We start from the raw sequence: 19,552 nt of genomic DNA, 5'->3' as shown, positions 1-19,552 counted from the left end.
TCTGATTAAAACTGTGACGAAAGACGATTGCTATCAGGTAGGCCACATCACCAAGACGCACGGCGTTAACGGGGAGCTGGTCATTTTTCTGGACGTCGATGAGCCTTCGGATTACGCCGACCTGGACTCCATTCTGCTCGATGTCAAAGGTGAACTATTGCCTTATTTTATCGAGTCCATTGCGATCGTGAAAGGAAGCCGGGCGATTGTGGCCTTCGAGGATGTCGATACGATTGAGCAGGCCGAACGGCTCATCAATTGTGGCGTGTTCCTGCCACTCGAAAACCTCGAACCAATCGAAGATGAAGACCGCTTCTATTTTCACGAGATTGTCGGCTACCGCGTAGTCGATAGCCGGGAGGGCGAACTGGGTATTGTCAGGGGCGTGTATGCCATGAACGCCCAGGACCTGATTGCTATGGATTATCAGCAGAAAGAAGTGCTGATTCCCATCAACAGCGATATCGTACACACCATCGATCGGGCCAATCAGCGCCTGAACGTAACGCTGCCCGATGGACTGCTGGCCATCTACCTCGAAGACGATACCACGACTAAAGCCGAAACCAACGGCGACCGGGACGATACGGATGAGGATTGATATTATTACGTGCCTGCCCCGGCTACTGGACAGCTTCTTTGCCCACTCCATCCTGCAGCGGGCGCAGCAGGGTGGTTTTGTAGAGGTTGTCACGCACGACCTCCGCGATTACTCAACGGACAAACACCGGCGCGTAGACGATTATGCCTTCGGTGGTGGGGCCGGTATGGTCATGCAAATCGAGCCGATTGCCCGCTGCATTCGGTCGCTTCAGGCCGACCGCAGCTATGACGACATTATTTACATGACGCCCGACGGGGAGCGTTTAACGCAGAAAACGGCTAATACGCTGTCGCTGAAACAGAATCTGATCATCCTTTGCGGTCACTACAAAGGGGTTGATGAGCGGGTACGCGAACAGTTTGTGACCAAAGAAATCAGCATCGGCGATTATGTGCTGTCGGGGGGAGAACTGGCTGCGGCTGTGCTGTCGGATGCCATCATCCGGCTCTTACCGGGCGTACTGAACGACGAAACCTCGGCCCTGACCGACTCGTTTCAGGACAACCTGCTGGCGCCACCGGTGTACACCCGCCCGGCGGAGTTCGAAGGCTTGAAGGTCCCCGACATCCTGTTGTCTGGTCACGAAGCTAAAATTGATGAGTGGCGGCACGAGCAGGCGCTGGCCCGCACCCGGGCCCGCCGTCCTGATCTGCTGGAGTAGGAAAGGTCAACCGTCTTCCTGCTGCCCGTTTGCCTGCTCCTGAAGTTCACGCTCCCGACGCTTACGTTCCCGCCGTTCCTGCCGGAGTTGTCGGCGGGTTTTGACCGTATCGGTCGGGGCCGTCACCGGTTCAGTGGGCGCACTACGTTCCGGCTGAACCGTTGGCCGGTCTGTATCCTCGCGCTGGTCGTTCCGATTGCCGTTGAACAGGTCGCGCAGGAAATTGTTGAAATCGCTGCCTTCGTCGGGTTCCGTCATCAGGCTGTCGCTCTGGAACAGGGAATCCGGCGGGGCCACCTCCCGGCGCAGGCCCTCGCGCAGCCGAACACCGTAGAATCCGTAGGCACCGCTGTCCGGTTCAGTCAGGCCGCGCCGGGCCATGATTCGGCCGATGATGCGGAAATACCCCCGTACGTTGCGGCTTTGCAGCGTACCGTCGGGGTTGAACCAGTTCAGCGCCCGTTTCGGACTGGGAATCACGAACGCCAGAAAGATACTTTCGCCCAGCGACAGGTTGGAAGGCGACTTGGCGAAATAATACCGGGCTGCTTCGCTGATGCCGTAGATGTTACGTCCCCACTCAATGATGTTGAGGTATACTTCGTACATCCGCTCTTTGGGGATCAGCCGTTCGTTTTCAATCAGCCAGACAATCAAGATCTCCTCGACCTTCCGAGACAGCGTTTTGTTCCGGTTCAGGAACGCGTTCTTGACGAGCTGCATCGAGATGGTGCTGGCCCCGCGCTTGAACGACTTTTCCTTGAAGTTGGTAGCAATCGATACGCGGAACGCCTTCTCGTTGAAGCCCTTATGGGTAAAGAAATTATAATCTTCCGACGTCAGTACGGCGTTGCGTAAATCGCGGGAAATGGCGTTCAGCGGGGTAAAATCGGGGTTTTCCGGCCCAACCACGATATCGCGAACGGGTTTGCCTTTTTCGTAGGGGGTATAAACGAACGGCTGATTGATCGCCGTGAAGTTGGTTTCCCCCATTTTCAGAATTCGGAAGTTCTCGGGCGTCAGACTGGAATTGAATTTTACCGAATCGGGCAGCGACGCGTCCAGTTGAAACGCCAGATCGTATTTCAGTTTGCCGGATACCTTCATGCCTTCCAGCGACTCGAACAGCCCCTGGGGAAACGAGTTGAACAGGGCCTGGGCATCGAGCGGAGTGGTGTGTAGCTGCAGTTCGTAGACCTTGTTTGGCGACAGCGTATACTTGACAAAGGGGTGGGCACTGACTTCCCCCAGGTACAAAGTTGAGGAACTGTCGATGCCGATGTAGTTCTCGCCCACGAACAGATTGGCGTCCATGGCCGCTTTGGCAACCACTACGTCCGTGCGGGCGATGGCTGGGTGATTGAGCCGAAGGTTGCGGACCGACCCAATGCCTTCCATCCGAAATTCGCCCCCCGACCGGTCAACGTCGCGGAGTTCGGCCCGGAGCGTATCGGCCTGCAGCTTCAGGTTGAATTTCTTCTCGATATAAGGCAATTCAAGCGGCTTGTTGTCCGCATACAGCGCCAGATCGTATTCGCGGTCGCCGGGGTCGGCGGTACCCGTTACGTGCCAGGTTGCCTGACCGCCATTGAGCAGGAGTGTTGACGAAACGTCTTCATCGTCGATGAGCGCCGTTTGGGTCAGCAGTGAAATGGTATCTTTTTTATCCTGCACCCGAAACTCCAGGTTCTGCACGTTCAGATCGTCAGGGATCTTCGACAGCAGGTTATCAATCAGGTTTTCGGCTACGTCGGAGAGGTCGGCGCGTCGGCTGGCGGTGGTTTTGGTGGAATCGCGCTGCCGACGGATCAGGAAATCGATATTGGTCAGGGAGTCGCGCCGGATAACCTGCACCAGGCCATTTTCGAGCGACAGACCGGCGAGGCTCACTTTCCCCAGAATCAACGGCCAGAACCGGACACTAACCTCTGTTTTCCGGATGCGGGCCAGCGTATCGCGCTCGGCCGGAACCACCGAAACGTTGGTGAACGCCAGCGAGGAGAAACCCGTAAAGGTGGCTGAACCAATCCGTACATCGAGGTTATAATCGCGTTTGGCCTTGCGGATGGCCCGGTTGAGAGCAACCTGTAATAAACTTTCGCGTTTGGAGTAAGCGATTCCCGCGCCAATACCGGCCAGAATAATAAGACCCAGGAGGGTCCAGCCGACAAGGCGAAGGGCTTTACGTTGACGATCCGTCATGCTTAACTAAGTATTCCAGTGCAAAGATAGGGTTTTTAGACGAAGGGCGGGGGGCGTAGAGCGAGGGGTTTAGAGTAAAAGGTCAATAAGGGTGCTTAATTGACCTTTGCCCCACGCCCTGTGCTCGTGGCTAAAAATCCAGGTGGCAGTTAGTCCAGCCGTCGTCGAATCGGGTACCGAACTGCTGGTAGAACCCGATAGCGGGCGCGTTCCAGTCGAGCACCTGCCACATCATACCGGTGCAGTGGGTTTCGCGGGCGGTTTCAATGGTGGCGTCGAAAAGCAGCTTGCCGATGCCGTAGCCCCGGTAGCGTTCCGTTACAATGATGTCTTCCAGATACAGCCGCTTGCCTTTCCAGGTCGAATACCGGAAGTAGTAAAGCGCTATGCCGACAATCTGGTTGGTATCGGAGTCTTCGGCTACTAGAAAACCATACAGTGGATTAATGCCGAACCCGTCGTCGGCCATCTGTTCGGCGGTGTTCGTAACCTGATCGGCTGCTTTTTCGTAGACAGCGAGTTCGGTTACGAGCGCAAAAGCCTGAGGAATATCAGCGCGTACACCAGGACGGATACTGATCATAAGAGGAGTGGTTTGGGGGACGAAGGTATGGAATATAGTGTTTAGTTACGCTGTTGCGTTGATCGGGCGATTCTGGATCGGCTACGCGTCAAAGCGTTGACAGACCCGTAATCAGGCGATCTCCCGAACGGCACCGATGGTGAACACGGGTGTTTCTTCGGATCGGGAAGCCACGATGATTTCGGTTCCATCGCAGTGGGGTACGAACAGATCCCGGGCCAACTGGGGGCAGTTGTTTTCTTTTGAAAGGTGCGACAGCAGGACGTGGCTCATGAACGACGGCTTGTGCGCCCGGAACAAAGCCAGCGCCTGCTGGTTGGACAGGTGCCCTTTTTCTCCGCTGATCCGGCGTTTGAGGTACATCGGATACCGGCCCTGTTCGAGCATAGCCTCGTCGTAATTCGCTTCCAGAAAGGCAGCGTGGCACTGGCTGAAATGATGAATGACCTGATCGCAAGCCATGCCGATGTCGGTAAACACCCCTACTCTGGTCGATTCGTAGTCGATCACGAAGCTGTGCGGATCGCTGGCGTCGTGGAGCTTGGGAAAGGCCGTAATGGTAATGCCGCCGATCGAAACCGGCTGGTTGCTCCGGAGAGGACGGATATCGAGGCCGGGTTGCTCCAGCCGCGACTGCCGCAGCGTTCGGGGCGTAATAAAAACAGGTAGTCGGTATTTCCTGGCGACCTGGGCAGCTCCGCTGATGTGATCAGTGTGTTCGTGCGAAATGAAAATAGCTTTGACCTGCTGCAGCGGCAAACCCAGCCGTTGCATCCGCTTTTCGGTCTGTCGGCAGGATAGGCCCGCATCAATCAGAACAGCTTCGTGGGCATTTCCGACGTAGTAACAATTGCCGTTACTGCCGGAATTCAGTGAGGTAATAAAAAGTGGCATCGTTAAGCAAAGTAACGATTTTTTGGCAAACAAAGCTCCCCGACAGCAGGGATAAATCGGCGACTACGTACGGCTTGTATGCATTGACTATCGTCTTGTACAAAACCTGGTGATACGGCAACCGTTCAGACAGAGTGGCCCCGGCCGTTCGTTACGTCTGTGACCGTCTGAACGGCCGCTCCCGTACAGAAGCCGGGCCGCTCAAGGCGGCAAAATGAGGGGGCACGTTAAAGTAATGCGCTCGTTTACAATTGAATGTCTGATTGGTTGCTAAAGCTGCCTGCCGGATACCGGGTGAGCGACCACTTACGAAATATTGGTACGTAAACGAAATCAAGCTGCCGACCCGCTTGGCGAATTACGTAAATTAGCCATTCGTAAGTCAAACGCTTGTCCGTTTATGAAAGTAAAAGCTATATTATTAGTAGGTGTTGGTCTGTTTGTAGCAACTTGCCGCCCAAAGGGGATGACTGCCGCCGAGCGCTATGAAGGATCCTGGGATTGCCAGGTGTCCATAACGGAAACCAATATTAAAAACCCTCGTAGCTTTCGGAAGATTAGTCAGGTAGATATTTCTGCAATTGACGACAATCGGGTTCTTATTGCCTTCCCGGATTCGTCAGGGCTGCGCATGGAAGCCGAAATCAGGATGGGGAGTAACCTGGTTATTTCCAGACAGAAGGTGTATTTATACGCCACCAATCGGTATAACGGGGAGGTTAATGTGATTGGGCAGGGGTCTAACATGAACAACCAGTTGTCAATCAGCTACACGGCTGTTGATGCCAACAACGAAACTGGCTACTCGCAGTCGGCGCAGATGAGCGGCACCAAGCGGTAGTTTGTTACACGGTTACGTAGTTTCTCCATTTTTCCAGCACAGACCGGAAGTCGTCGGGGAGTTCCGAATCAAACTGTAACCACTGGCGGGTGCGGGGGTGCTCAAACCCCAGCGATTTCGCATGGAGTGCCTGCCGGGGCAACAGCTTGAACGCGTTCTCGACGAACGATTTGTAGCTGCCCACGGGGTTGCCGCGCAGAATCCGGTCCCCGCCGTACATGGCGTCGCTGAACAGGGGGTGCCCGATATGCTTCATATGGGCCCGAATCTGGTGCGTCCGTCCGGTTTCAAGGTTGCACTGCACAAGCGCCACGTACCGCAGGTCTTCCAGCAGCTTGTAGTGCGTGACGGCCCATTTGCCCTTGCTTTCGTCGTCATAAATCGTCTGTACCTTCCGGTCCTTCACGCTGCGGCCGATGTAGCCCGTAACGGTACCGTCCGGCGGAGTAGGAACGCCCCAGGTCAGTGCGTTGTAGGTTCGCTCGATGGTATGGTCGTAGAACTGCCTGGCCAGGTGCGTCATGGCGTACTCGGTTTTGGCGATTACCATCAGACCGGACGTATCCTTGTCAATCCGGTGAACCAGTCCGGGTCGGGCCACTCCGTTCTGCGTGGTCGGCAGGTTCTGAAAATGATACACCAGCGCGTTTACCACCGTTCCGGTCCAGTTTCCAAAGGCGGGGTGGACCACCATACCGGCGGGTTTGTTGAGCACCAGCAGCTCGTCGTCTTCGTAGATAATCGTGAGCGGAATATCTTCCGGGACCAGGTCGGTTTCGCGGGGCGGGTGCGGCAGCGAAATCGTAATGATATCCAGCGGCTTTACCTTGTAGCTGGCTTTGGTCGTGCGGTCGTTGACGCGGACGGATTCGGCGTCGATAGCCGCCTGGATTTTGGTTCGGGTGGCGTTGGGGAGCCGGTCCATCAGAAACCGATCTACGCGCAGCAGCCCCTGCCCCTTGTCGACTACAATGCGATGATGTTCAAATAACTCGTCCTCTTCCAGAAATTCTTCTACCTCGTCAGCCACGGTTTATGCAGATTTACGCCGTTTTTATCCCGCAAAAGTACGGTATTATGGATGAATTGGAACGGCAACTGGCGGCTTTCGTCCGCGACTCGCCCCTGCAGCGGCTCGACGATCCCTTTCCCGATCCGGTCCCGATTCACCTGTATATGAAGCGGGACGATCGGCTGCACCCGCTGGTGTCGGGCAATAAATGGCGCAAGCTGAAATACAACCTGCTCGACGCCCGTCGGCAGAACCTCGATACGCTCGTGACGTTCGGTGGGGCGTTTTCGAATCATCTGTACGCAACGGCTGCGGCCGGGCAGGTATTCGGCTTCCGGACGATCGGTATCGTTCGGGGTGAAGAATATCCGCAGCGGGATACATCGACCCTGGCTTTTTGCCGCCGGGCCGGAATGCGCCTGTATGGGATTAGCCGGTCAGCTTACCGCGACGTAACGTCTTCGGGCACTGCGTCGGAGCAGACTGATTTTGTGACTCGTGTAACCGGGATGCCGGCTGGTTTTTACGTACTGCCTGAGGGAGGAACCAATGCCCTGGCCGTTCGGGGCGTGGCCGAACTGTTACCCGACATTCAGATGCAGTTGGGCCGAACGCCGGATTTCGTTTGCTGCCCCGTCGGTACGGGCGGTACCGTAGCGGGCTTGGCCAGTTCGGCCTCATCGTCAACCACTGTAGTCGGCTTTTCCGCCTTGAAAGGGGGAAGTTTCCTCAGGGATGAGGTAGAACGGCTGCTAGGCTACGCCCCCCAAAACCTACGTATCCAGACGGAGTATCACGGTGGCGGCTACGCCAGAACAACTCCCGAACTACTCGCTTTCATGCGGGTTTTTGAACAGAAAACAGGAATACGTATTGAACAGGTGTATACGGGAAAAATGCTGTTCGGCCTGTATGATCTGGCTCGTACCGGCTACTTTCCGGCTGGTTCCGTTGTGGTAGCCGTGCATACGGGCGGCCTGCAGGGCCGAAGTTCCCTGTTGGATACTCCCTAACGAGTCGCAGCTCGTCGCAGCCGGTCATTGATAGCCCGTCCTAAGCCCTCGTCGGGAAGCAACTCGGCGTAAATCTGACGGATGGGTAGCTTATCAAGCGCCCGAAGGTAGCTGAACAGGTTGCGGGCGGCTTCGTTCAGGTCGCCGGTAGGAGAGAGGACGTACTGGTTTTTGGCGGGAATGCCCTCGAATGGGGTCGTAAAAACCAGCGCTCCACCGGCTGCGTCTGGAGTTGGCGGCAGATTAGCCGCCAGCAACGTCAGCGGCTTGCGGGGGGCGTAGTGGCTGCTCAGCATACCCGGCGCTTTGGGATTGGATGTCGAATGGCTACGAACGGCTACAGGGCCAATCACCGCTTCAATCGCTTCCAAAGCAATGCCGCCCAGCCGGAATATCGTCGGCTGATTCGCTTCAAAACCCACAATCGTTGATTCCAGCCCAACCTGACTGGTCCCACCGTCCAGAATATACGACACCTGGTCCCCAAGCTGATCGGCTACGTGCTGGGCCGACGTGGGGCTGATGTACCCGAATGGATTGGCGCTCGGGGCTGCCAGCGGGAAGTCGAGTGCGCGCAGCAAATCGAGCGTAAGCGGATGGTCAGGAATGCGAACCGCTACCGTATCCAGCCCCGACGTAGTGAGGTCCGGCACGATGGCTTTTCTGGGTAACAAGAGCGTCAGCGGCCCCGGCCAGAACGCTTCGGCCAGTTGAAAGGCCGGTTCCGGAATGGATTGAACCAACCGGTCGAGTTTGTCCGGCGAATCAATGTGAACAATCAGGGGGTCAAAAGCGGGCCGGTTTTTTACCCGGAATATTGTCAGCACCGCATCCGGACTGAGGGCATTGGCGGCTAATCCGTAGACGGTTTCGGTGGGGATGCCAACGACCTGATTCTGTTCCAGCAGTTGTTTGGCAACCTGAATATCCTGACCAATTTGTGTCATGGTGCAAAAGTACGAAGGAGTCTACAAGCAAAGAAACCGGCCACTTGACAGTGGCCGGTTTCCGAAACGTAATTGCTATTGAAACTAGCGTCGGCTTATCTTCTGAATCACCACCGGTACGCACTTCGGTGCCGGACACTGGCAATCGGCCGGCTGGAGGGTAACCGTAACGTCGATGAAGCAGCTACCGCCCGCACTGAACAACCGGACTGTGTACGGTTGAGCTGTAGTCGGATTCGGGAGGTTCTCAAACACTACCGTTCCATTCACCACCAATACGTTGGTCGATGCGCCGTAGGCCGGACCACCCGCGTAGGTAGCGCCTGCCACAAGGTCGGCCCGTTCGGTATTCACCAGCGTCGTCAGCGTGATCCGCGCGTTGTTGTTTGCCGTTGCGCCGTTACACGTAGCGGGGGTAACCGCCGGTGCTGCCGTGAAGCTTGGGGCGTCGCTGACCGTCACGGTTGCGGCCGTGATTGACGAGCAGCCCGTTGCAAACGTACACGTAGCCGAGTAAGTCGTAGTCAGGGTCGGTGCCACCACCAGAGATGCCGAGCTGTCGCCCGTTGACCAGACCAGCGTACCGCCTTCGCAGCCGCCTATGGTCAGCGTGGTTGATGTACCCGCGCAGATGGTGGCCGAGCTGACGGTCAGCACCGGTGTCGGGTTAACCGTGATCGTGGTGCTGGCGACATCCGAACAACCCTGCTCGTTGCTAACCGTTACTGAGTAAACTCCGGTTGCCGTCACCGAGATGGTCGCCGTCGTTTCGCTTGTCGACCATAGGTAGCTGGTGCCACCGCTGGCCGTGAGCGTCACGCTTTCGCCTTCACAGACAGTCGCGCTCGTCGGCGTTATGGCTGCTACGGGTACAGGGTTCACCGTCAGGATGCCCGTAGCGACCGTCGTACAGCCCTCAGCCGTAGTGGCTGTCACCGTGTAGGTGCCCGCCGTTGAGACGACCGCCTGGTTGCTGCTACCGATCTGGGTAGCGCCCGCACTGAAGGTGTACGAAGCGAAGCCGGTGCTGGCTGTCAGCGTAGCCGATTCGCCGGCGCAGATGGTGGCCGAGGTCAGGGCTAGTTCCGGAATCGGATTGACGATGACCGTGCCCGTAGCGACCGTCGTACAGCCTTCAGCCGTCGTAGCTGTCACCGTGTAGGTGCCCGCCGTTGAAACGACCGCTTGATTGGACGTACCGATCTGGGTGGCGCCCGCACTGAAGGTGTAGGACGCGAAGCCCGTGCTGGCCGTTAGCGTAGCCGACTCGCCGGCGCAGATGGTGGCCGAGGTCAGGGTCAGCTCGGGAATCGGGTTGACGATGACCGTACCCGTAGCCACGGTGGTACAACCTTCGGCCGTGGTGGCCGTCACCGTGTACGTACCAGCGGTGCTCACCACAGCCTGATTGCTGCTGCCGATCTGGGTAGCACCTGCACTGAAGGTGTAGGACGCAAAGCCGGTGCTGGCTGTCAGCGTAGCCGATTCACCCGCGCAGATGGTGGCTGAGGTCAGAGCCAGCTCGGGAATCGGGTTGACAATGACCGTGCCCGTAGCCAGGGTGGTACAACCTTCGGCCGTCGTAGCTGTCACCGTGTAGGTGCCCGCCGTTGAGACGACCGCCTGGTTGGACGTACCGATCTGGGTAGCGCCTGCACTGAAGGTGTACGAAGCGAAGCCCGTGCTGGCCGTTAGCGTAGCCGACTCGCCGGCGCAGATGGTGGCCGAGGTCAGAGCCAGCTCGGGAATCGGGTTGACAATGACCGTGCCCGTAGCCAGGGTGGTACAACCTTCGGCCGTCGTAGCTGTCACCGTGTAGGTGCCCGCCGTTGAGACGACCGCCTGGTTGGACGTACCGATCTGGGTAGCGCCCGCACTGAAGGTGTACGAAGCGAAGCCCGTTGACGCTGTCAGCGTAGCCGACTCTCCAGCGCAGATGGTGGCCGAGGTCAGGGCCAGTTCCGGAATCGGATTGACGATGACCGTGCCCGTAGCGACCGTCGTACAGCCTTCAGCCGTCGTAGCCGTGACTGTATACGTACCGGCGGTGCTCACCACAGCTTGATTAGACGTACCGATCTGGGTGGCGCCCGCACTGAAGGTGTAGGACGCAAAGCCGGTGCTGGCTGTCAGCGTAGCCGACTCTCCAGCGCAGATGGTGGCCGAAGTCAGAGCTAGCTCGGGAATCGGGTTGACGATGACCGTACCCGTAGCCACGGTGGTACAACCTTCGGCCGTGGTGGCCGTCACCGTGTACGTACCAGCGGTGCTCACCACAGCCTGATTGCTGCTGCCGATCTGAGTAGCGCCCGCACTGAAGGTGTAGGACGCAAAGCCAGTTGACGCTGTCAGCGTAGCCGACTCACCGGCGCAGATGGTGGCCGAGGTCAGAGCCAGCTCGGGAATCGGGTTGACAATGACCGTGCCCGTAGCGACCGTCGTACAACCTTCGGCCGTCGTAGCCGTCACCGTGTAGGTGCCTGCCGTTGAGACGACCGCTTGATTAGACGTACCGATCTGGGTGGCGCCCGTACTGAAGGTGTAGGACGCAAAGCCGGTGCTGGCTGTCAGCGTAGCCGATTCGCCGGCGCAGATGGTGGCCGAGGTCAGGGCCAGTTCCGGAATCGGATTGACAATGACCGTGCCCGTAGCGACCGTCGTACAACCCTCCGCCGTAGTGGCCGTCACCGTGTAGGTGCCAGCGGTGCTCACCACAGCTTGGTTGGACGTACCGATCTGGGTGGCGCCTGCACTAAAGGTGTACGAAGCGAAGCCCGTGCTGGCTGTCAGCGTGGCCGATTCGCCGGCGCAGATGGTGGCCGAGGTCAGAGCCAGCTCGGGAATTTGATTAACCGTAACCGTGGTCGAAGCTGAGGTCGTACAGAAACCGCGTTGAGTCGACGTACAGGTAACCGAATACGTCGAAGTAATCGTTGGGGCTACCTGAATACTGGCTGTTGTTTCGCCGGTACTCCAGGCAATTGTGCCACTGGTGCAACCGGTAGCGGTCAGCGAAACCGTTTCGCCAATACAAATAGCCGGTGTGGCCGGTGCAATGGCGAGATCCGGTATCGTTCCATTTTCTACCACGATCGGGCAGCATCCGCCCGCCGGGCATTGGATATTCGTCGTTGTCGTAAACCGGTAACTTCCTGCTTCAACAATCGTAAAACTGTTTCCGGTAGCAATTGGCGTTGTGCCTCCGTCTTTAAACCACTCCACATTGGTGAACTCTGCCGGGATCTGGGCTACGTAAGCTTCGTCGGGGCAGAGCACAATCGGTACCGAGATACAGGCCCGGGTGCTGTTATTCCGGGTGAAATCTTCCGTATCGGTGGTGGAGACACCCGCAGCATTAAACAGTACCCCATCGGCCTGCGCAGTGGCTGTCACCGACAGGCTCGTGATATTGCCCGGTGCTACGTTGCCCAGATTCCAGGTCAGGATGTTGCCATCGACCGTTGCTGCCGGGGTTGAAGACACGTAAACCAACCCGGGATCAAGGGTATCCCGCACAACTACGTTTGTGGCGGTTCCCTGACCGATGTTGTTGATCTGAAGAGTAAATGATGCGTTCGATCCGTACGAGACCTGTGGCGTGTCCGCTACCTTACTGATAGCCAGGTCGGGATTGCCGGCCGTAAAACCAAAATCGTATGAGTTGGTTGGGGTATCGTTGGCGCTGGTGACGGCGTAGATGACCGCATTGCCGCCAACGAGCTGAGCGTCGCTGTCGGCAGCATTATCACTACCCTGCTGCCGGAGCGTTAGTGACCGGTCGTCCGGAAAATCAGCCCCCAGAATCCGAAGTTCGTAAACAGTATTCGGAAGCAGACCACCCTGGACGTTGGCGTTGGTGAAGGCAAACGTACCTGTTGCGTCGGTAGTAGTAGTACCCCGTTCGACACCATTCAGATAAATTCGAATCGGTATGTTGGCGATACCCGGTTCACCAGTATCCTGAACACCATTTCTGTTCAGATCATCGAAAACGCGGTCGCCCAGACCAAGGGCCATGGGCGCCATCAGGCGGGTAGGTGCTTTTCCGGGCGTCGTTGCCCAGGCCATCTGCACCATCAGGGCCAAAAGGCCGGCTACCCACAGCCGCCAATTCCTTGGATGCAGGCAGGAGAAGATGTGTTTCATCTTAAGTGAGTCGGTTTGCGTGAAAAGTTGAGTGTCTATGAAGAGCAGCAGGTGTAGATTCGACGAAGCAGCGTACGCTCAGAGCAAGCCCATGCCGGCGAAGGCTGTAGGCACGTAACGAGTGCAGAAGTGTGAAGTAAACTTTCAGACATACGGATGAATGGCCCGTGGATGGTTTTCAGGCTAATCCGATCTATGCAAAAGTCTTGCAAACAGGTAAGTAGGCTGGGGAATAAATGGTAAGAATAGCTATGTAGTTGTAAATGAATAGATTGTAAACAAAATAGCGTAGTTATGTATATCAATTGTGGCTAAACGGAATACATGACAATTTTCCTGCCAAAGCATATGAAAAGAAGATAATAAATATTTGCAGCGAATAAGACGCTTGCCAGGCGGCAATACGGAAGGGCTTCCGGACGCTTAAAGACGGATAGTATTTTATAAAACCATACGTTTTACGGGCCGAAGCCAATAAATTTATTTCTATCGGTATGAATACATATTCCTGGTTAACAGTAGGTTATGGTGGAAAAGGGTTCTGGCGTAAAAATATTTTTAAATAAAGTCAGCTAGTTGTCCGGTTTCGTATGGCTCGTTCGTCTTAGTGGTGAAAAATAAATTGATGTACTGTCTGACGAACCCGTTTTATGAAAAGCGTCACCACCATCGGGTATGCCACTGCCGGTTTTCCTGTCATTGGCATTGTATTGGCTATGCCGGCTCCCCGCGCTCGCTCCGTTGAACTGTTCGGGTCCATCCGGATGGGTCGGGACCTTGTTTGTTGAGCGCCTACCCGGTCAACGAGCCCATCACGGCTGTGGCAAGTCGACCAGAAAACCAGCAACAGTCATCATTTTACCTAGTGTTTACCTAGTTGTTCTTTTCTGTTTATTCATCCATCACAATCCAGTCAATCACGTATCATGGAAAAGTTTATGCTCATTTTCCACTCGCCGTACGCACAGGAAACGGCTTTTGTTCAACAGTCGCCCGAAGAAATCCAGGCTGAAATCCAGAAATGGAACCAGTGGATCGGCGGCATTGCGGCCCAGGGTAAAATGCTGGGTACGGAGGCTCTGCTGCCGTTCGGCAAGGTTATGAGCAAGGGCGGTCAACTCATTACCGACGGACCGTACACGGAGGGTAAGGAGATTGTGGGTGGCTACACCGTCGTTTGCGCCGACACCATCGATGAAGCCGCCGAACTGGCCAAGGGCTGCCCTATTTTCGACAGCGAAGGGCTGCTCGAAATCCGGCAGATTATGAAGTTTGACTAATGACTGAATTCCGGTAACTTGTCTTTGTGCCACCGCCCGGTGGCACAAAGACGGTTTTTTGCAGCATGACCCCTTCCTCTGAACCCAATCAGTTAGTCGCTCACCTGTTCCGCCATGAAGCGGGCCGTATGGCGTCGGTGCTGACGTGCATGCTTGGCTTCGATCGGCTCCAGCTAGCCGAAGACATTGTACAGGATGCTATGATGCAGGCCCTGTATTGCTGGCCGTTTCAGGGCACTCCGGACAACCCCCGGGCCTGGCTCTATCGGGTAGCGAAGAATAAGGCGCTGGATGTGGTACGACGCGAAAACCTATTTCGGCAAATTAGCGCCGAACTGGAGTGTGACCATCGGCAGAACGCAATAGAAGCTATGGTTGATCAGTATTTTTTTGAGGACGATATCAACGACAGCCAGCTTCGGATGCTGTTTGCCTGCTGTGATCCGTCGATTGCGATGGAATCGCAGGTGGCTATGTGTCTGAAAATCCTGTGCGGACTTAGCGTCAAAGAAATTGCGGGTGCTTTTCTGACCACGCCCGATACCATCGAAAAACGGCTCTACCGCGCTAAGGAGAAAATTCGTTCGGGCGGTATCCGGCTCGAAGTGCCGGGTGGACCTCAGCTACCGTCCCGGCTGAATGCCGTCCTGAAAAGCCTGTACCTGCTGTTCAACGAAGGGTATAACTCACTTCACCCCGACCAGCTTATCCGGCGGGATTTGTGTGAAGAGGCCATGCGGCTGTGTCTGCTGCTGACTCAGAATCCGCGTACGGCGATGCCGGCTGGTCAGGCGCTGCTATCGCTGATGTGTTTTCAGGCCGCCCGATTTGACGCCCGTACCACCGAAACCGGAGCTATTGTGTTGCTGGCCGATCAGGACCGGAGCCGCTGGAACCGCGACCTGATCCAGAAAGGACACGAATACCTGAATCGCTCTGCCGAAGGCGATAACCTGAGCGAATACCATCTGGAAGCCGGTATTGCCATGCTGCACTGCATAGCCCCGTCGTACGACGCCACCGACTGGCCGACGATCCTGCTATACTACGATCTGCTGCTTCAGCACCAGCCCTCGCCGGTGGTGGCCTTGCACCGGGCCGTGGCCCTGGCTAACGTAGAGGGGCCACTAAACGCCATCCTGGCTTTATCGAACCTGAGCGGGCTGGAGACAAACCAGTATTACCATGCCGTTCTGGGCGATTTGTACGAGCAAAACCGGCAGCCCGACCGTGCCCGGCAGCACTACCAGCGCGCTCATCAACTGACTCCTTCGCCAGCCGAGAAGGAATTGTTGACCCGCAAGCTACATCAATGTGGGGTAGGTAATTAGTCTGATTCACCTGCATGAATCATCCGGAGGAACGACTTGTTTGGGCAAAGCACCATCCCGAGGACTGACCTGCCATCGCGCTACTGAATTGACCAGTTATTGGCCTTGCAACGGGTACCTATGCCGTGTGGCTGGTTGCTTCGCATGAAACAGTACGCACCTGCCTATTGACGGAGAAGGGTGGCTATCCGCTTTTCGGAGTCACAAAAGTGCGTGGTACGACGGCTTGCAAAGCGTGCATGCGGTGTGCCGAAACTACAGACAGTAGTAATGAAGCAGGAGCAGTCAATGACGAGGAAAGCCGCTTGATAAACAGAGGAAAAGGTCAGTACAATTGTATAAGCTTGGTTAATCAAAAAAAGGTACATATAACCTATTGAAAATCAAAAGTTAACGATTATGAATTATGATTAACTTGTGTTTGATTGTACATTATACGTAAAGAATACTCCGCTAAATCAATTTTGTATACTTTACAAGCTGTTAAATAAAAAGTTTTGTTTAACATTGCCCTTACAAAATAGCTATAAAGTTAAACAAAGTAGTGGAGATGAAGCCTTACCGTTCAAAAACTGCTGTTACTTCGGGTAACAAATCGATTTCAGCAGGAATTCTGGAAGATTGGTTGGATGCGTCGACCAACTTCTATATAAATTACAATCAGTTGATAGCCTGCATTGGCCAGTCAACAAATATTGTCTCGTCGGACAAGAGGCCTCTGTTTTTGGGCCAATGTCCGCTTGATGAGCTTGTGAATGTCGCTATCGCTATGCAGACTGAACTGGAGATACTCGTCAGGGAGATGAAGCGACTTGACAAGAAGGAGCATCAGGGGCGCCGACTAACCTCGCCCCAAAAGAACCAGAAACTTGCTGACCAAACCCGGCGACTTAATCGGTTAAACCAGCAAGCCGAAAGCCGCCTGTGGCTGGCAGGCCTGAGTCCTTCCTGAACAGTTGCCTCACTGTCCGGGATTGGACCTAAACGGAGGCTGGGGCTTGTAGATCGTATTAATCAAACGGGTGTACTTTTCACGTAAACCGTTTGGTATCGAGCCGGCAAGCCGGGCATTTACCAGGGTTACGTAATCTTCGGCCAGCTGTTTAAACCGAGTTGGATCAATCCGGGGGTTCTTCTCCATAGCGTCTGTATCCTTTTGTATTGAACAGAATAGGTCCTGGAGTGAGTGTTCCTGCTACGTAGGCAGACTGCCTGTTAAGGCGTACTGTTAAAAGTTATACAAGTCTAGTAGATTTATTTTAAATACATACAGGTTGGTTATCTACCGGACGATAAAATTGGTAAAAGAAGTGTTCCCCGCAACATGAAATGAGAAAAAAAATAAAGGGGCTAATCATTGATTAGCCCCTTTACGGTACGCCTAACTGTCCCCTGTTTCATGCTTGCCGTGTCTCGATTCGGAGCACTGACAGGGGCATCTAAAACACACTCAAAGGTGGCAGTTAGGTGTGAGAATCACTTTCAGTTTTGGGACTATTTCTATTGATTTTGGGCCAACACGGGCCATTCAGGCCTTATTTCCCGCTACCAGCCCGATTTGGCTGGCTGGCCGTCTGGCTGCTCGGCTCCTTCACGAACTTCTCCAGCCAGCCGTTCATTTCGTTCAGCATGTGTAGCAGCGACTCCTTCGCTACGTAGCCGTGGCTCTCGTAGGGGAGCAGCACGAACCGGGTAGTGGCTCCCATGCCTTTCAGCGCGTTGTAGTACCGCTCCGACTGGATTGGGAACGTTCCGGTGTTGTTGTCGGCTTCGCCGTGGATCAGCAGCAGGGGCGTCTTCATCTTATTGGCGTTCATGAACGGCGACATGGTATTGTACACCTCCGGAGCCTGCCAGTAAGTACGCTGTTCGTTCTGAAAGCCAAAGGGAGTCAGGGTACGGTTGTAGGCTCCGCTCCGGGCAATACCGCCTTTAAACAAATTACTGTGGGTAAGCAGATTGGCCGTCATGAACGCACCATAGGAGTGGCCACCCACGCCAACCCGGTTCGCATCGACAACCCCCAGCCGAACGCCCTCATCGATGGCGGCTTTTGCACTGGATACCAGCTGCTCTACATACGTATCGTTCGGTTCTTTATCGCCCTCCCCTACGATAGGAATGCTGGCGTTTTCGAGTACAGCATAGCCCATCGTTACGAACGCAGCGCCGGTCCAGTAGCTGATCCGGTTAAACTGGTACGGAGAGCCCTGCACTTGTCCGGCGGCATCTTTGCTTTTGAACTCGGCCGGATACGCCCACAGGAACGTAGGCAGCGGGCCCTGCTCTTTCTTGTAGCCGGCCGGCAGATACAGCGTCGCCGTCAGGTCTACACCATCCGGGCGCTTGTAGCGAAGCTGCTGTTTCTGTACGCCTTTGAACTGCGGGTAAGGATGCGGGAACGACGTGACCTGAATCGGCGCAATCCGTTTCTTGAGGTTCCGAACGAAGTAATTCGGGTTTTCTTCGGGCGATTCGCGGGTTGTCAGGATGACGCCCCCTGCCGCGTCGATAACGGCAACCGGCCGCTCGAAATAGGGTGCCTGCGACCGCCAGAGTTCTTTTGTCTGTTTGGTATTCAGGTTCAGGCTGCTGACAAAGGGTCGGTCGCCTTCGGGGGATGCGCCCTGGAAACCAAGCATCAGTAGTTCGCCGTTCGGCTGGAGGTTCAGCACCTCACGGCCATACTGGTTCCGGCGCATATCGGGCTGGCCGGGATTTGAGTAGCGATCTTCATACGACCGGTCGAACAGCACGGTAGCCTGACCCGTCTTGGGGTTCACAACCTTCGTAATTGTTTTGCGGGTTTGCCACCAGCGTTCAGACGCCAGGGCCGTGGTTTCGTTGCCCCACTCAAAGCCGGCGAAGCGGAACGTAGCGGCATAAATTTCCTTCGGCTCAGCCGAAAAAGGGGCTTCGAGCAGGTAAACCTTATCCCGGATGTCGGCTTTCTGTTTCGGGTCGCCGTTGTCCTGGGCAACGGTCCAGTACACGGAAGCCGGTGTATCATTCCGCCACTCGTAATTGCGGGGTCCCGTCGGAACGCCGTCGGCGCTGTAGGGGACGTTTTCGTGCAGTTCACCCTGGTTCAGCGTTTTGACCAGCGCCCCACCAATCGCATAGATGTCCGTACGGAGCGGAAAGCGTCCTACCGGAACGAGGTAGGAGAACGGCCGGTGTACGGCTTCCAGCATCACGTACTGACCATCCGGCGACGGCTCGGCCGAGGCTACCAGACCAACCGGACCAATGGGCTGCGTTGTGCCGTCAAGCCCGATCCGCATTACCTGTGATGTGGCGTAGTACTCAAACTGACGCTCGTCAGACGTGTTTTTCAGCAGGTCCTGGAACGTAGGAGCCTGCGCTTTACGCCCCATATTTTCCTGTACGGTTGGCCCCGTCGGGACGCGGCTGATCTCAGGTGCATTCCCGCGCGACGCCGGAATTGTTTTGACGAGCAGGCTTTTGCTGTCGGGCATCCAGCGGAAAGGAGCGCCATACACGGCGTTGAGTGCCAGCTCACTCACTTTTCTGGCTGTGGCCGTCGCCACATCGGCTACGTACAGCTCGATTTTACTATCGGTCGAGTTGGTAAAGGCAAACGTTTTCTCGTCGGGCGACCACTGTACGTTGCTGATGAGGGGGGAGGCTGGCAGGCCGCTGACCGCCACCTCGTCTTTACCCGCCATTTTTCTGAGTTTCAATCCGGTGATGTACCGAATCCGGCTTGGACCGTTGTTGGCTGGATTCAGCCGCAGACCGGCCAGACGAAGTTCCGGCTGGGACAGTTCGGCGATGGATGGTGCCAGCGCCTGTTCCAGAATGAGCAGGTAGTCACCTTTTGACGTAACGCTGACCCCGGGCGTTGGTGGTACGTTCACCAGGTCGGCCAGGGCTTTGGGCGGGGTCTGGTATGCTGTTGCGTTGTCCTGTGCGCTGAGGGGAAGCCCACCAGAAAAACCTAGCAACAAAATGAGCGTCAACCGACGCATCATACTGCGGAAAGAACAAATCATGCGTTGAACGAGTTGGGGAAAC

General features: G+C 55.7%; 15 protein-coding genes. 8 read left to right on the top strand and 7 right to left on the bottom strand.

Going from position 1 to position 19,552, the window contains the following annotated elements; all coding sequences use genetic code 11:
• Positions 1–13 precede the first annotated feature (13 nt).
• The gene (gene rimM / locus DYU11_RS22025; RefSeq protein ID WP_119669879.1) at positions 14–601 is read left to right on the top strand and encodes a ribosome maturation factor RimM; all 588 of its coding nucleotides are present in this window, start codon (positions 14–16) and stop codon (positions 599–601) included.
• Positions 591–1,265, top strand: coding sequence for a tRNA (guanosine(37)-N1)-methyltransferase TrmD (trmD, locus tag DYU11_RS22020; RefSeq protein WP_119669878.1), 675 nt, complete (start codon positions 591–593; stop codon positions 1,263–1,265). Before rimM ends, trmD begins: the two co-directional genes overlap by 11 nt.
• A gap of 6 nt (positions 1,266–1,271) precedes the next feature.
• On the opposite strand, the gene DYU11_RS22015 is transcribed toward trmD, so the two are convergent.
• The 3 genes from DYU11_RS22015 to DYU11_RS22005 all read right to left on the bottom strand — a co-directional run bounded on the left by DYU11_RS22015 (position 1,272) and on the right by DYU11_RS22005 (position 4,944).
• Complete coding sequence (locus DYU11_RS22015; RefSeq protein ID WP_119669877.1) at positions 1,272–3,467, bottom strand: transglycosylase domain-containing protein; 2,196 nt, start codon at positions 3,465–3,467, stop codon at positions 1,272–1,274.
• Positions 3,468–3,597: 130 nt separating this feature from the next.
• On the bottom strand, positions 3,598–4,050 hold the full coding sequence (locus tag DYU11_RS22010) for a GNAT family N-acetyltransferase (protein WP_119669876.1): 453 nt from the start codon (positions 4,048–4,050) through the stop codon (positions 3,598–3,600).
• 111 nt (positions 4,051–4,161) lie between these two features.
• Entirely contained in the window at positions 4,162–4,944 is a 783-nt protein-coding gene (locus DYU11_RS22005) for an MBL fold metallo-hydrolase (protein WP_119669875.1), read from the bottom strand.
• Positions 4,945–5,344: 400 nt separating this feature from the next.
• Here DYU11_RS22005 and DYU11_RS22000 point away from each other — a divergent pair, with 400 nt between their 5' ends.
• On the top strand, positions 5,345–5,785 hold the full coding sequence (locus tag DYU11_RS22000; protein WP_147368007.1) for a hypothetical protein: 441 nt from the start codon (positions 5,345–5,347) through the stop codon (positions 5,783–5,785).
• Positions 5,786–5,789: 4 nt separating this feature from the next.
• On the opposite strand, the gene DYU11_RS21995 is transcribed toward DYU11_RS22000, so the two are convergent.
• A complete protein-coding gene (locus DYU11_RS21995) occupies positions 5,790–6,815 on the bottom strand; it encodes an RluA family pseudouridine synthase (RefSeq protein ID WP_119669873.1) in 1,026 nt (341 codons plus the stop codon).
• A 47-nt stretch (positions 6,816–6,862) separates the two neighbouring features.
• Here DYU11_RS21995 and DYU11_RS21990 point away from each other — a divergent pair, with 47 nt between their 5' ends.
• Positions 6,863–7,810 carry a 1-aminocyclopropane-1-carboxylate deaminase/D-cysteine desulfhydrase gene (locus DYU11_RS21990; protein ID WP_119669974.1) on the top strand — a complete coding sequence of 316 codons (948 nt, stop codon included), beginning with the start codon at positions 6,863–6,865 and terminating at the stop codon, positions 7,808–7,810.
• Here the strand turns inward: DYU11_RS21990 and DYU11_RS21985 are convergent.
• Both DYU11_RS21985 and DYU11_RS21980 read right to left on the bottom strand, forming a co-directional pair.
• A complete protein-coding gene (locus DYU11_RS21985; RefSeq protein ID WP_119669872.1) occupies positions 7,807–8,757 on the bottom strand; it encodes an L-threonylcarbamoyladenylate synthase in 951 nt (316 codons plus the stop codon). The two genes, DYU11_RS21990 and DYU11_RS21985, sit on opposite strands and share 4 nt — an antisense overlap.
• An 84-nt stretch (positions 8,758–8,841) precedes the next feature.
• A complete protein-coding gene (locus DYU11_RS21980; RefSeq protein WP_119669871.1) occupies positions 8,842–12,903 on the bottom strand; it encodes a beta strand repeat-containing protein in 4,062 nt (1,353 codons plus the stop codon).
• A 650-nt stretch (positions 12,904–13,553) separates the two neighbouring features.
• On the opposite strand from DYU11_RS21980, the gene DYU11_RS33325 reads away from it, so the two are divergent.
• The 4 genes from DYU11_RS33325 (at position 13,554) to DYU11_RS21965 (ending at position 16,466) form a co-directional block, all read left to right on the top strand.
• Positions 13,554–13,691 carry a hypothetical protein gene (locus DYU11_RS33325; RefSeq protein WP_158600339.1) on the top strand — a complete coding sequence of 46 codons (138 nt, stop codon included), beginning with the start codon at positions 13,554–13,556 and terminating at the stop codon, positions 13,689–13,691.
• 138 nt (positions 13,692–13,829) lie between these two features.
• On the top strand, positions 13,830–14,183 hold the full coding sequence (locus DYU11_RS21975) for a YciI family protein (RefSeq protein ID WP_119669870.1): 354 nt from the start codon (positions 13,830–13,832) through the stop codon (positions 14,181–14,183).
• A gap of 65 nt (positions 14,184–14,248) precedes the next feature.
• Positions 14,249–15,514, top strand: coding sequence for an RNA polymerase sigma factor (locus tag DYU11_RS21970; RefSeq protein ID WP_119669869.1), 1,266 nt, complete (start codon positions 14,249–14,251; stop codon positions 15,512–15,514).
• A gap of 550 nt (positions 15,515–16,064) precedes the next feature.
• Entirely contained in the window at positions 16,065–16,466 is a 402-nt protein-coding gene (locus DYU11_RS21965; RefSeq protein ID WP_119669868.1) for a hypothetical protein, read from the top strand.
• A 583-nt stretch (positions 16,467–17,049) separates the two neighbouring features.
• Here the strand turns inward: DYU11_RS21965 and DYU11_RS21955 are convergent.
• Entirely contained in the window at positions 17,050–19,530 is a 2,481-nt protein-coding gene (locus DYU11_RS21955) for a S9 family peptidase (protein ID WP_119669866.1), read from the bottom strand.
• Positions 19,531–19,552 lie beyond the last annotated feature (22 nt).

The organism is Fibrisoma montanum, assembly GCF_003583365.1.
Lineage (GTDB): Bacteria > Bacteroidota > Bacteroidia > Cytophagales > Spirosomataceae > Fibrisoma > Fibrisoma montanum.
The sequence above is the reverse complement of the archived record's forward strand: the minus strand, read 5'-3'. Positions and strand labels throughout refer to the sequence as shown.